The 14,828-nt window shown below is 30.6% G+C and carries 14 protein-coding genes and 1 tRNA gene; 2 read left to right on the top strand and 13 right to left on the bottom strand.

What is annotated here, in order from left to right; translation table 11 throughout:
• The first annotated feature begins 137 nt into the window (after positions 1–137).
• Complete coding sequence (locus HF295_RS06770; protein ID WP_312031414.1) at positions 138–1,568, top strand: CotH kinase family protein; 1,431 nt, start codon at positions 138–140, stop codon at positions 1,566–1,568.
• Positions 1,569–1,603: 35 nt separating this feature from the next.
• Here HF295_RS06770 and HF295_RS06765 read toward each other — a convergent pair whose 3' ends face one another.
• A complete protein-coding gene (locus tag HF295_RS06765; RefSeq protein WP_312031413.1) occupies positions 1,604–2,482 on the bottom strand; it encodes a helix-turn-helix transcriptional regulator in 879 nt (292 codons plus the stop codon).
• A gap of 130 nt (positions 2,483–2,612) precedes the next feature.
• On the opposite strand from HF295_RS06765, the gene HF295_RS06760 reads away from it, so the two are divergent.
• Positions 2,613–3,296, top strand: a complete 684-nt coding sequence (locus tag HF295_RS06760) for a YjjG family noncanonical pyrimidine nucleotidase (RefSeq protein WP_312031412.1) — start codon at positions 2,613–2,615, stop codon at positions 3,294–3,296.
• Positions 3,297–3,331: 35 nt separating this feature from the next.
• Here the strand turns inward: HF295_RS06760 and HF295_RS06755 are convergent, their stop codons facing one another.
• The 12 genes from HF295_RS06755 to HF295_RS06700 all read right to left on the bottom strand — a co-directional run bounded on the left by HF295_RS06755 (position 3,332) and on the right by HF295_RS06700 (position 14,820).
• Positions 3,332–3,742, bottom strand: coding sequence for a GNAT family N-acetyltransferase (locus tag HF295_RS06755; protein ID WP_312031411.1), 411 nt, complete (start codon positions 3,740–3,742; stop codon positions 3,332–3,334).
• A 17-nt stretch (positions 3,743–3,759) separates the two neighbouring features.
• Entirely contained in the window at positions 3,760–5,124 is a 1,365-nt protein-coding gene (locus HF295_RS06750) for an aminopeptidase (RefSeq protein WP_312031410.1), read from the bottom strand.
• A gap of 212 nt (positions 5,125–5,336) precedes the next feature.
• Positions 5,337–5,543, bottom strand: a complete 207-nt coding sequence (locus tag HF295_RS06745; RefSeq protein ID WP_312031409.1) for a hypothetical protein — start codon at positions 5,541–5,543, stop codon at positions 5,337–5,339.
• A gap of 381 nt (positions 5,544–5,924) precedes the next feature.
• Complete coding sequence (locus tag HF295_RS06740; protein WP_312031408.1) at positions 5,925–7,313, bottom strand: hypothetical protein; 1,389 nt, start codon at positions 7,311–7,313, stop codon at positions 5,925–5,927.
• A gap of 227 nt (positions 7,314–7,540) precedes the next feature.
• A tRNA-Trp gene (locus tag HF295_RS06735) sits at positions 7,541–7,615 on the bottom strand.
• A gap of 49 nt (positions 7,616–7,664) precedes the next feature.
• Complete coding sequence (locus HF295_RS06730) at positions 7,665–8,282, bottom strand: V-type ATP synthase subunit D (protein WP_312031407.1); 618 nt, start codon at positions 8,280–8,282, stop codon at positions 7,665–7,667.
• A gap of 2 nt (positions 8,283–8,284) precedes the next feature.
• Positions 8,285–9,724, bottom strand: coding sequence for a V-type ATP synthase subunit B (locus tag HF295_RS06725; RefSeq protein ID WP_312031406.1), 1,440 nt, complete (start codon positions 9,722–9,724; stop codon positions 8,285–8,287).
• Between the two features lie 11 nt (positions 9,725–9,735).
• The gene (locus tag HF295_RS06720; RefSeq protein WP_312031405.1) at positions 9,736–11,484 is read right to left on the bottom strand and encodes a V-type ATP synthase subunit A; all 1,749 of its coding nucleotides are present in this window, start codon (positions 11,482–11,484) and stop codon (positions 9,736–9,738) included.
• 10 nt (positions 11,485–11,494) lie between these two features.
• On the bottom strand, positions 11,495–12,100 hold the full coding sequence (locus tag HF295_RS06715) for a V-type ATP synthase subunit E family protein (RefSeq protein WP_312031404.1): 606 nt from the start codon (positions 12,098–12,100) through the stop codon (positions 11,495–11,497).
• 8 nt (positions 12,101–12,108) lie between these two features.
• Complete coding sequence (locus HF295_RS06710; RefSeq protein WP_312031403.1) at positions 12,109–12,417, bottom strand: V-type ATP synthase subunit F; 309 nt, start codon at positions 12,415–12,417, stop codon at positions 12,109–12,111.
• Positions 12,418–12,435: 18 nt separating this feature from the next.
• Positions 12,436–12,885 carry an ATP synthase subunit C gene (locus HF295_RS06705; protein ID WP_312031402.1) on the bottom strand — a complete coding sequence of 150 codons (450 nt, stop codon included), beginning with the start codon at positions 12,883–12,885 and terminating at the stop codon, positions 12,436–12,438.
• Between the two features lie 18 nt (positions 12,886–12,903).
• Complete coding sequence (locus HF295_RS06700; protein ID WP_312031401.1) at positions 12,904–14,820, bottom strand: V-type ATP synthase subunit I; 1,917 nt, start codon at positions 14,818–14,820, stop codon at positions 12,904–12,906.
• Between the last annotated feature and the right edge of the window lie 8 nt (positions 14,821–14,828).

The raw sequence follows: 14,828 nt of genomic DNA, 5'->3' as shown, positions 1-14,828 counted from the left end.
TGTCTTAATATGGTAATTTTACAAAAATATGGCTCATCATTAAAAATTGAATAAAAATATTATAAAAAAAATAGAAAGTCTATTTTCTTCATTTTTAAAAGTGCTATACTGAAATTAATACTATATGGGGGTAATTTATGAAAAAATGGGTATCATTATTTTACTTACTTTTGTCAATGTTTTTACTTATTGGGTGTGTGCAATTAGATCAAACAACTAATCAAGAAACAAATGAACAAACAAGCGTTAATTTAACTACCAATCAACCAACAAATCCCGTGACACAAGAACCAACTCAACCTCTGACTACTTCAGAACCAGAAGAATTACTTATGCCTATTATAAGAATACAGACCAATAATTCACAAGATATTTCTAGCGATGAAACTTACTTAAGCGCACTTATATCACTAACAACCAAGGAAGGCGTTTATGATTTCTCTAACTTACAAGCAGGCATTAGATTAAGAGGTAACTCGACTCAACAATATGCAAAAAAACCATACAGACTTAAATTTGATGAAGATATTCAACTATTAGGTATGGGTAATGGACCATCTAAATCTTGGTTATTATTGGCAGAGTATGTTGATTTTTCAATGCTAAGAAATAAAACTACATTTGATTTGGCTAGCCAATTATTAAGACATACTTTTGTCTCAGATACCATGTTTGTAGAAGTCTATTTAAACAATAATTATCAAGGTGTTTATCTTGTTGCAGAACAAACTCATGTCAACGAAAATAGAGTTAATATTGATGAAAGTGGTATTGATAATCCAACCATCGTTGATACAGGCTATTTGCTTGAACTAGAATGCGATCAATATCGTCGTGATGAAGAAGGGGCTTACATGACTGGATGGTTTGATATTCCAGGTTACTCTGCAGCTCCTGGTGAAATAGGGTATTGGAATATATCACAATATCTATATTCTAGTTTAGTCTCTTTCTACGTCATTAAAAGTGACGCAAAATCACCTGAACAAGTCACTTATATACAAAATTATATGATTGATGTCTATGATGCTATATATGTTGATAAGAGTGAAGAAGCAATATCAGCACTAGTAGATATAGAATCAGCGGTGGATATGTATATTTTACAATTACTAACAAATGATATGGACAATAACTATAGTTCTACTTTTGTATATAAAGACAAGGGTGGAAAATTAATGTTTGGTCCTACTTGGGACCACGACTTATCTTATGGAAATCATATCAATGATTTATCATATGATTCTATTCATCTCTATCATTTACTATATGATTTAGGTAATTTATCATGGTTTAATGCTTATGTCCTTGAAAAATGGAATGAAATCAATCAAGATGATGGATTATTAGACCAAGCAATGGCCAACATAGATGTATACACAAATACTTATAGTGAATTGTTTATCCAAAATCATAATATGTGGAAAAACACTAGGGAAACTGGTGGATGGCACCTATATTATCAAGAAGAATTAACTTCACAAGATGATGGAAAGGAACAATTTAAAGCTTGGTTAGTAGAAAGAATTCTTTTTATAGACCAATATCTTAATTCAATCATTGAATAAGAAATGCCCTGCAAAATATGCAGGGCATCATTTTTTTATTTACTCTTTAAAGGTATCCTAATAAAATAATATGAAATTTCCATGCCACTATGTTCATAAGCTTTTACGAATGAATCATCTATCTCATAACCGTGTAGTTTAAAATCAAACTTCTCTAAAGCTACTCTTCTAACCTGTTTAAGTGCTTGTCCAAACTCAGCTTCAGAAAGTCCAGGATGCTCAAATATTAAATATTTTTGAGTATCAATAATTTTCTCCTCAAAAGGATACATTGATACATCATAATCTAGAGGGCAATCTTTTCCAAACAAATATCCGTCTTCTGTAAAAGCACCAAAACCCTCTTTATAATTTCCTGGAATACTAGCAAATACACCATGTAATTCATCACAATCCATATTAGGCTCTTGGTCTACTTTTTCCCAAAAATCCATATAATTATTGACCCCACTTCTTTTAATAAAGACCAACTTATGTTCCTTTATTTCTTCTAACTTAACTCTGATTTCTTCATCTTTAATCATCATTAATTCTCCTTTTTGATTTAGATTATTAGGAAATAAAACATCCTTTTTTAGAAAATACTTTATTGGTTTATTTTCTTTTTGATATAATCCTGGGTTAATTCCAAAAGTATTCTTAAACGATCTTGAAAATGCTTCTTGTGAATTAAATCCATACTTAATAGCAACATCAATAATTCTTATGTTTAAGTCACGAATATCCTTGGCAGCTTTAGTCAGTCTTCTCAACATTATATATCTTTTAAGAGTACTACCCGTAAAGGCTTTGAATTCTCTGCTTGTATGAAATTTACTATAACCAAGGTATGCGCTTATTTCATTCAAACTGAAGTCATCTTCTAACTTACCATCAATCCAATTAATAGCCGCTTGGATATCTACTTTTCTCAAGATTTTATACCTCCGTAATCGTATTGTAGCAAAAATATCAATAAAACTTTTTATACTAATTGCTTATATCAAAAGAATTGCACAATCCATATAATTCTATTATACTATATACAATAAGAGGAGGTATACTTTGGCTTACAAGTTATTAATTTTTGATGCGGATCGAACTTTATTCGACTTTGATCAATCTGAAAGAATCGCTTTCAAGAACTTTCTTAATGATATAGGTAAAGAAAATGATTTTTCATCTTTGTTTCCTATTTATATAGAAAAGAATGAAGAAACTTGGCGCGAATTAGAACAAGGTTTAATCAGTCAAGACAAACTAAAAATCGAGAGATTTAAGAGATTTATGAAAGCAAGCAATATCCAAGGAGACCCTCAAAATTTCACTAATATATATACTCAATACCTAGCAAACGCCTCAATATTATATGAAGATGCATATGAAATCATTGAATACTTATCAAAGAAATATAAAATAGTCATTGTTACCAATGGGCTTAAAGAAGTACAAAATAAGCGCATTAGAAACTCAGTATTAAAGCCTTTTATTGAACTAACAGTGATTTCAGATGAAATAAAAATCATGAAACCTGATCCTAAAATTATAGATCATACTCTAAAGCTAATAAACCATCACAATAAAGATGATATCATCATTATTGGTGATAGTTTATCTTCAGATATCCAATGTGGTTTTAACGCAGGGATTGATACGATTTGGTTTAACCCTAATAAAAATGAAAACACTTTAGATAATTCACCCACCTACACAATCACTAAATTGAAAGATTTATTTAACATTCTATAAAAATACAACATATCATTTTGATATGTTGTATTTTTTTATAACTTCTTAATCATTTTAATATGATCTATATCAGCTTCTTGAAATATGTCTCCAATTGGCAAATATCCTCTTTTATAATAAAAATCTTTTACATACAATTGAGCATGAAGAATGAGTTCCTTCATTTGATGTTTTAAGGCATAGTTTTCTATTTCCTTCATGATTGCTGATGCAACACCTTGTTGCCTAAAGGCTTTTAAAGTCGCAACTCTACCTACTTTATTCTTATATAACCTTGCAGCACCTACAGGCAAATCGTCTATATAAGCAGTAAACAAAATACACTCCCCATCCAAACCATCAAATTCTATTTCATAATCAATCTTTTGTTCAACAACAAAAACCATACCTCTCACATAGAAATGATCAGTGATATCTTTTTGTGTTTTTGCAAGAATAACCTTCATTCTATAGCCCGTTTATATTATTTAACTAAGAATGTTTTATAAGCTAAGTAAGCTTCGTAAACGTCAGCTTTTGAAACAATCTCCATTGGTGCATGCATATTTAACACAGCCACACCAGCATCAATAACATTCATGTTATATTCTCCAAGAATATAAGCGATAGTCCCACCGCCACCTTGGTCAACTTTACCAAGTTCACTTGTTTGGTAGTGAATGTTATTTTCATCCATGATTCTTCTTATCCATGCTATGTATTCTGGTTCAGCATCGTTCGAACCGCTTTTACCTCTAGAACCTGTGTATTTATTAAATACTACTCCATAAGAAAATTTAGCATTATTGTTTTTATCAGAAACTGATAAATATAATGGGTCTAAGGCAGCTGATACATCAGATGATAACATGTTTGAATTTGTCATGGTTGTTTTTAAATCTAAATAAGAAGTTTTACCTGTCAAAGATAATAATTGAGCAACAACATTCTCAAAGAATAAAGAAGAAGCTCCAGTTGCACCAACACTACCGATTTCTTCTTTATCCACTAATATACAGCAAGCAGTATATTCAGGATTTTCAATATCTATGACAGCTTTTAAAGATGTATAAGCACACACCCTATCATCATGTCCATAACCAGCAACCATAGAACGATCTAAACCATAATCTCTAGCCTTACCCGCAGGCACTAATTCTAACTCAGAAGAAATAAAATCTTCTTCTTCAATATTATATTTTTCTTTTAATAACTTCAGAATATTAGCTTTAGCAGCGTCTTTTTCTTCATCTTTTAAAGGTATATTACCAAAAGTAACATCTAAATTTTCGCCTTCAATGACAAGACTAGCTGTTTTTTTCATTTGATCAGCAGATAAATGAACCAATAAATCTGTAATACCTAATACCGGATCATTATCATCTTCACCAATATTAATTGTAATAGTGGTTCCATCCTTTTTACATACAACACCATGAATAGCTAAAGGAATTGTTACCCATTGATATTTTTTGATTCCACCATAATAATGAGTATCTAATATAGCAAATTCTTCTTTTTCGTATAAAGGATTTTGTTTTACATCTAATCTAGGTGAATCAATGTGAGCACCTAATATTCTTATTCCTTCAGTGATATCTTTTTCACCAATAACAAATAAAACAATATTCTTGTTTTTATTGACGGCATAGATTTTATCACCTTTTTTCAATGATTTAAAAGCAGATAAATCTTTATATCCTGCTTCTTCAGCAATTTTTACTGATTCATTCACACATAATCTTTCAGTTTTTCCCAATGAGATATAAGACTTATATCCCTCATTAAAATCCATTATTTCTTTTACTTTCTTTACATCTGCATTTTTCCAAATATTTTTTGCGTACATAGTCTTTGTATATTTAATTTAATTAAATATAACTCTCCTTTTTTTGTGATTTTTCTATTCTATAACATCAAAAATAAAAAATTTAATATTATAAATAGAATGATTGAATGAAACCCTTATTTATTATTGTATCACAATCATAAAGCTTTTCAATCATTACTCTATTAAAAAACACCTCTTTATTAATAGAGGTGTCATTATAATAAAATTGATTAAAATACGCCAAAATCTAACAATAAAGTTAGAACAACATATCCAATTGTCGAAATTAGGATAAGTTTATTCTTTGTTTTAAATGTAGAGAATAAAACAATAAACACAATCAGTCCAAGTTTAATATATACGACTATACTTTGAACACCATTTAGAATTTTAACATAAAAACTTAGAAAATCTATATCGGCTATCAGTCCAGACATGCCAGATAAGACCATGGTAAGTCCTAATGACGCAAGTATAACAAAAGAAACAAGTTTTAACCTTTATCATTTTTTGCATAAGCGAAGTATATAATTGCTAATACAAAAACACCTAAAATAATATGAATTAAATCTTTCATAAACCTCCAATTAAGCATAATATTGAAATTTTCAATAATAACCTATAAATATATACAATATTTTGAATAAAACTTCTCAAAAGAAATTAAGTTCCATTCATCTTTCTAAAAAACAACCAAGCAAAATAATAGCTTGGTTGTAATATAAATATCTTTAATAGAAAGTAACCATCACATTCATAAAAAATTATAAAAAACGCAAATAATATTGTAATTTTGAATTACAAAATTATTTTTTAATTTATGGTCTATATATAAATGATGAATTTATTAAATCATCAGCCATCCAATCCATTGAATCATAAATTTTTAGTATAAAATCTATTTTATCCACAATCTCAATACCATTTTCTTCAAAAACAGATTCAAGGAAACTTATTGAGATAACAGCTTTGCTATTAGGTACCAATTCCTTTGCCCAAAAAGGATCAATCGCAATATCATTTACCAAAACATCTTCCCATGTAAACATAAGTATAGAATCTGTATTGTTTTCAAGGTAGACTTTTAGACTATAACCCCAAATACTATCATCATAGGTTTCAATAATAATAAATTTAAAATCTTCGTTATCAACCACTAGATACTCATTATCACTTGATGGTCTCTCAGGAGATATGATTTCTTCTTCTGTTAGTCCGGTTGGATATATAGTATAAATATCATTGATTAAATCATCAGCCATCCAATCATTATAGTCATATACTCTCATATACAAATCTACTTTATCCACCGATGTTAACCCTGAATCCTCCATATCTAATGAAGACAAGCTAATTTCATCAATATCTTTTACACCAGCATGGACTGAATTTGCCCATAGAGAGCTAATTACATATCCATTAACCAAAACATCATCCAAGGCAAACATAAGTTCAGAATTAGTCTTATTTTCAAGATAGACTTTTAGACTATAACCCCAAATACTATCATCATACGTTTCAATAATTATAAATGTCAAATCTTCGTTATCAACAAGAATATACTCATTATCACTTGATGGTCTCTCAGGAGATATGATTTCTTCTTCAGTTAGTCCAGTTGGATATATAGTATAAATATCATTGATTAAATTATCAGCCATCCAATCATCATAGTCATATACTCTCATATATAAATCTATTTTATCCACAGAAGTTATTCCTGAATCCTCCATATCTGATGAAGACAAGTTAATTGTTTCAGTAGCTTTAGCACCCGCAGGAAGTGAATTGGCCCATAAAGCACTAATAACATATCCATTCACTATTACATCATCTAAAGCAAACATAAGTTTCATATCAGACTTATTTTCATGATATATCTTTAAAGTATATCCCCAGATACTATCTTCATATGCTTCAAGAATAGTAATTTTCATCATGTCATTATCAACAATCACTTGATTGATAATTTGACTATCATTTTCCTCTGTTGTTGGTTCTTCTGTAGTTGGCTCTTCTGTAGTTGGCTCTTCTGTAGTTGGCTCTTCAGTTGTAGGTTCCTCTGTTAGCTCATTTGTTGGCTCCTCTGTAGGTGCTTCAGTCGACTCTTCTGTTGGAGCTTCTGTAAGTTCCTCTGTTGATAGTCCTTCACAGCCTAAAGTAAATAGAACAAATAAAAAAGAAAAAAGTAACAAATATTTTTTCATAAAAAAAATCCTCCAAAATAATATTGCATTTAACTAATTATATATTAAACAGATTAACTAAACAATGACAAAATTGATAATTATAATTGAATAATTTGATTAGCTACTCTTCGCACATTTCTATCTTTTCTTTTAATGTTGTTCTCATATAAAAAAGGCTCCCTTGATTAAAGTATATGGTTTTAAATACCATATCTCCAACTTTTGGAAGCCACATCATTTTATATTGGCAGGGGTGACAGGATTCGAACCCGTACTAACGGTTTTGGAGACCGCTGTGCTACCGTTGACACCACACCCCTAAATAGCCAAATATCATTATCTTATATTTTGGCTAATTAGTCAAGTTTTTTATTTGTTTTCTTGATTGGACTTAATAATTTTTCTTCGAGAAAACTCTTCTCTTTCTCTTTCTTCTAAAGTATCACTAATAAACTTAATTTTAGTTTTATAATCAGGAATTACAATGTTTTTTAATGCATTTGCTCTTTTTCTAGACTTTCTAATAGCGTCAGCTAGTCTATATAATGCATTATCAACTTCTGCTAAAATAAGAATTAAATCTCTAACTTTCAAGAATGATTTATAAGCATAGTCAAATTTAGTGTTGGTATTTGAAATACCATATCTTAAAGATACTTTCTCATGATTATATAAAACTTTGGGTATCTCAACACCCATGACTGATCGATAAGTAATGTCTAAATGATTATCAATAGGAATAGCTTTAGCTATATCCTCAATAACACCCAATGTGATATTTGCTTCTTGTAAAGTGAAATAGGCTTTTTTAAAAATATCCGCTATCTCATCTCTTAAAGATCTTACTTTTTCGATTTGTTCCATCATTTCACGAATAAGAATATTTCTTTTCTTATCCATTAATTCATAACCTAATTGAGCTAATTTCACTGATTTTTGAAGCGCCAATAAATTCCCTTTTGTAGGAAAGACTTGTTTATTAGCCATAATTAACGACCTTCTTTATTTAACTCTTTTATGATTACATCTTCTTCAATATTAAAATAAACTAGGGCATCTTCATGATTGTAAAAACGATCTAAAATCATTTCATCAGTTCTGTCTAACTCTTCTTTAGGAAGGAACGATAATAATCTCCAACCTAAATCTAAAGTATCAATAATAGAGCGATTCTTTTTTCCTTGAGAAATAAAATGATTTTCAAATAATCGACCGAAAACCATATATAATTTATCAACAGGAGATAATTCATCTTCACCAATAACTGATGCTAGTGATCTAGCATCCATAACTCTTGCATATGATGCAAACAATTGGTTCATCATTGGTTGGTGGTCTTCTCTTGTATAACCCTGACCGATACCATCTTTCATCAAACGAGATAATGATGGTAAAACGCCTATAGGTGGATATACTCCTCTTTGATGTAATTCCCTATCTAATACTATTTGACCTTCAGTAATATAGCCTGTTAAGTCAGGGATAGGATGAGTAATATCATCATTAGGCATTGATAAAATTGGTATTTGAGTTACTGATCCTTTAGCATTTCTAATAATACCTGCTCTTTCAAATAAAGAAGCTAAATCAGAATATAAATAACCTGGATATCCTTTACGACCGGGAATTTCACCCTTAGATGAAGAAAACTCTCTTAAAGCTTCACAATAAGAAGTCATGTCAGTCATCACAACCAAGACATGATAGTCTCTTTCATAAGCTAAATATTCAGCCGCTGTTAAAGCGCATCTAGGTGTTAAAATTCTTTCAATAATTGGGTCATCAGCTAAATTTAAGTACATTGCAACTTTATCAAAAACACCTGCTTCTTCAAAAGATTTTTTAAAGTAATTTGCTACATCATTAGTCACGCCCATGGCAGCAAATATAATCGCAAATTTTTCTTTCTTCTCATCAGATAATTTGGCTTGTTGAACAATTTGAACAGCCAAATCATTATGAGGCATCCCAGAACCAGAGAATATTGGTAATTTTTGTCCTCTAATTAAAGTTGTCAAACCATCAATAGAAGAAATTCCTGTATTAATATAGTCTCTTGGATAAACTCTAGCAACTGGATTTAAAGCTGACCCATTAATATCAAAAAACTTATCTACATAAACATGGCCTAAATCATCAATAGGTTCAGCTAAACCATTGAAAACTCTACCCAATACATTCTCAGACAAACCAATTTCCATAGAATGTCCTAAAAACTTAATAGTCGTATTTTTTAATGACAAATCATGGGTTCCTTCAAAGACCAATATAGCAACCATATCGCCTTTAATTTCAACAACACGACCATGTCTAACAGATCCATCATCTAATTTAATTTCAACCATCTCTTCAAAGGATATACCCTTTACATGGTTCAAGAAAATTAATGGACCATTGATTTCTTTTAAACCTATATATTGTAAATTCACAGTATAACCTCCTATTTTATGGCGTGTAATGCTTCGTCAATCATTTTATAGTAATTATCAAACAAAACAAGTTGATCATTAGGTACTTCATATTTAATTTTAATCACTTTTTCGAAAACATTAGATTTTACCAACAAGCTAAATGCTTTACCTTGTTTAATAATTCTTGTGGCTTCTTTTTGTAAATACAAGATTAAATTCATCATCATTAACTGTTTTTCTAATGGAACAAAAGTATCATCTTTATGGAAAGCATTTTGTTGTAAGTAACCTACTCTAATAACCCTAGCTATTTCTAAAATTAATTTTTGATTGTCTGGTAAAACATCTTTACCAATCAACTTAACAATTTCCATTAGTTTATTTTCTTCAGCAAGAATTTGTATGAATTTTTGTCTAGATTCTAAAAACTCAACCCCAACTTGCTTGTTATACCATTTTGATAAATCGTTAATATATTCAGAATAAGATAGATTCCAGTTAATAGCAGCGTAATGTCTTGCATAAGCTAACTCTTTATCTAAAGCCCAGAAACATCTTACAAATCTTTTTGTGTTTTGAGTCACAGGTTCAGAGAAGTCAGAACCTTGTGGAGATATTGCCCCAATAATAGAAACAGAACCCCTTAAATCACTCATGGTGTTCATATAACCAGCACGTTCGTAGAATTGAGCAATCCTACTTGGTAAGTAAGCAGGAAACCCTTCTTCTGCAGGCATTTCTTCCAAACGCCCACTGATCTCTCTTAAGGCTTCAGCCCAACGACTTGTTGAGTCAGCCATCACAGCAACATGGTAACCCATGTCTCTATAGTATTCTGCAATAGCAACACCAGTATAAATACTAGCTTCCCTAGCAGCAACTGGCATATTTGATGTATTAGCAATCAAAACTGTTCTTTCAATTAAAGGTTTATTTGATTTAGGGTCGATAAGTTCAGAGAATTCTTCTAAAGTTTGAGTCATCTCATTACCACGTTCTCCACAACCGATATAGACAATAATATCTGCATCACACCATTTCGCAAATTGATGTTGCATCATGGTTTTCCCTGTACCAAATCCCCCAGGAACACCAGCAGTACCACCTTTGGCTATAGGGAACATAGTATCAATAACCCTCTGTCCACTCACTAAAGGAATAGATAAAGGCAATCTTTCTTTTGTAGGTCTTGGTTTTTTAATTGGCCAACGTTGTATCATGTTAAGTTCATGGGTATTTCCATATTTATCTTCAACAACCATTAAGACATCTTTTAACTTATATGACCCATCTTCTTTAATAGACTTAACTACACCATCTTTACCCTTAGGTACTAATAAGCGGTGTTTTATTAAAGAAGTCTCTTGAATTTCACCAAAAATCTGACCAAATTCAACTTGGTCACCAACTTTAACAGTGAAATGAACATCCCATGATTTATTAAAATCTAAGATATCAACATCTGTTCCTGCTTTTATAAATTGACCTTCTCGGTCATATATTTGTTTCAATGGTCTTTGGATACCATCAAAAATATTGGTTAATAATCCAGGTCCTAAAGTTACAGAAATACTTTCTCCTGTGGCGATGATCTCTTCACCAGGTTTTAAACCTACGGTTGATTCATAAACTTGAATCACGGTAAAATCATCACTAATTGAAATAACTTCACCAAGTAAACGATCTTTACCTACAAAAACCATTTCCATGATTTGGAAATTACTTGCATTCTTAACTTTAACAACTGGTCCATTAATTGAATAAACTTTATTATTCATGCTTCACCTCTTATTGACTTGCGGCTAATTTTGAATGTTCATAGAGCCATTGTTTTTTCTCTTGTAAACGAGTATCAATAGTTTGATCAGTCATAATTCCTAAATCAAAACATAATACAGAAAAACCACCAATTTCAATTTCAGCGATTTCTTTAATTTCAAAATCTCCTTGATAATGAGTTTCGATGACTTTTTTCATAATTTGATCATTCTTCATGATACGAAACTCAACTTTACTTGTACAAAAATCAGATTTAATATTTTTAATCTGCTTTATCATTAAGTTTTCATAAGCTTTCGTTTGGTTAAAACCAGACAATTTATGATGAACCTCAACGATAATTGAGTTCAACAATTCACTTCTTTTTTCCATTAAAACTTTTGAATATTCTGTTTTAACTTTATTCATTCGTGCTGAAAAATCAGAATTTAACTCAGATAGTTCTATATCTAAACCCCTAAAAATGTTTTTATGAAGTTCTTGATCAATTCTTTCTAAGGCATTCTTTTTTTCAGTTTCTATTTCTTTTTTTATTTTTTCTATTTTTTCATCTGCTTTTTGATTGATATATCTAGAAAAATATCGAAACAGATCGTCATTATTATAATATGGCATAAGTCACCTCACAGTTTAACGCCAATGGCATCACTTACATACTCATCAATCGAAACACCTATTTTTTTTCCGCCATGACGATCAGGTATCTCAACAATTAAAGGCCTAGTTCTTTTTAATTTCAACTCTGAAATAACTTCTGGACACAAATCAACAAGCTTAGTTGTAATCAGTAAAATACCAACACTTTCATCATGCAATACATTTTCTATTTCTTGAATTACTTTTTTTCGGTCATGAACAATAACGCCTTCTATTCCTACAAGGCGCATTCCCATTAAAGAATCAATATTGTCTGTGATTAAGAAGAACTTCATTTTATCACTTTCTTTTAATTATAATTTATTGATAATTAAGATTGAAATTAGTAGACCGTAAATAGCAACACCTTCACCCAAAGCAACGAAAATCAATGATTTACCAAAGTTCTTTTCGTTCTCAGAGAAAGCGCCAATAGCTGCTGGAGCAGCTGCAGCAACGGCAATACCTGCACCAATTGATCCAACACCAGTTGTTAATGCAGCCCCTAAGAAGCCTAAACCTTGAGCGATTGATCCAGCGAATTCACCACTTACAGTTTCAGCAGTTTCTGCTGCAAATAAGCTAGTACCACTTAATTGCCATACAAAAACAAATAAAATTAAACCGAAGAATAAAGAAATATGTGTATATAATCTTTTTCTAGCAGATTGCAATGTGGTTTTCCCTGCGAATACTTTTACCAAAGGTAATACAACTAAAATCACTAATATCAATGGAACAATAATTTCTAAAACACTTAACATTTGTCTAATCCTCCTAAATTACTCATTATATTTGAAAGGAATACCATTTCCTTCAAAGTATCTTGAAAACATTTCATAAAACTCTAATCTCAACACTTGAATACCCACAATTAAGCCTTCAAGCGCCATAACAAATAAATTACCTAAAATAAAGGTCACTGTTGCGCCAACTGGCCCAAACATTTCCATTAAAGAAAATACCACCAACATCATCCCAGCATGTGATAAGACGAATCCGCCAACACGTAAGAAAGACATGGTATTTGTAATATATGATAAAACTGTTTCAAAGGTTTCAAAGAAAGCTTCTGTAATAAAACCTCCAAAACCATCAGGGAATAACTTATGACCTTCCATTAGTCTTTCTAATGGTTCTTTAAAAAGAATCGTTAATAAAGGTAAGAAAACAAAAGGTATCATAAATATTGGTTGTAACAAATCTATTTCAGTCAAAAACATAAAAGCAACAGTGGTTAACACATACCCATAAAGCAAGAATCCTGCCACACCATTAGGTGAGAATAATGCCTTAGCATAATGTTTAGCCTTCATTGATGTTCTTATATTAATCAGCATAGCTGTCAAAATAATCATTGAACCCAAAGCTACTGTCCCTATCAATAAAGTCATCGTTGATGAAGGATCCATAGCATGGAGCGGTAAGAATGAAATACCTAATGATTCAAATAAAGGCGCAATCATACCATGTTCTCCAAAGACTGAATCAAAGAATATCCCAAAGAAAGCTGAACTTAAACCAATCCTAATCCCAACACCCGCCAAAGACATTTTAGTTTTCTTATATAAAAGAAAACTCAGTAAAGCTAAGACAAGTCCTTGCCCAACATCAGCAAACATGATTCCAAACAATAATGAATATGTAATAGCAACCACCAAGGTTGGGTCCATATCTTTATAGCCAGGCACCCCATACATTTCCACAAACATTCCAAATGGTTTTGTAAACCAATTGTTCTTTAATTTTGTTGGAGGAGTTAATCGGTTATCAGAATCAGCAGGCCTAACCTCAATTTCAACATCTTCTATTCTTGCAAAATGATCTTTTAACTTTTCTACATTTTCTTTTTCAACAAAGCAGTTAATATTAAATATAGAACCCAAACCAACAACATATTTTTTAGCTTCATAAACTTTTTCTAAAAATAACAATTCGCTTTTCATTTCTTTAAGCTTATCAATATTTTTATTTAAAATATCATCAGTTTCTTTCTTAATATTATCTAAAGTACCTTGTGCCACATCTAACTCTAATTTTAAAGTTTCTTGAGCAGAAATAGGCGTACCATGAATAAAATCAGGTATATGAATCCGATCAAAGAACAAAGATGAAAAGATATTATCTATTTCTCTTTCATTATCATCAGTTGTAATATATATACACCAACAATATCCCTTATCAACCCTTAATGATTGAAAAATAAAAGCTTTATCATTATAAAAATTTAATTTTTCTAAACTATCAACAGGAATTCTACCCACACGAGAATTAAGATAATCACATCCAAATAAATCATCTAAAGAAATATCTAAATTCTCAATATCTTTAATTTGATTCAACGCATCAGTATATTTCTTAATTAATAATTCAGCGTCTTTTCTTTGATTAAATAAATTTTGAATCTTATCGTGGGTTGTGTGAATATAATCTCTCATATTATCTAAAGTATAATCAATCGAATTCACACCAATCGTTGGTAATACTATATCATTTTCTTTTTCAATTTCTTCAAGTTCTTTTAAAATAATATTACAAGGATTCTCTGTCGAATAAGACGTTAATCCATGAACCTTATCAACGATATCGCTCGCAACAACTGGATGTACATAATCTAAAGTCACGAATTTTTCCAAAACTTGATCAAGATTTTTATTTTTTGATGATATATTCACTAAATTTAATTTTGCAATTGCCATAAAATCAC

The sequence above is a fragment of the Hujiaoplasma nucleasis genome, from assembly GCF_013745115.1.
Classification (GTDB): domain Bacteria; phylum Bacillota_I; class Bacilli_A; order Izemoplasmatales; family Hujiaoplasmataceae; genus Hujiaoplasma; species Hujiaoplasma nucleasis.
This window is presented reverse-complemented; position numbering and strand designations above follow the sequence as displayed.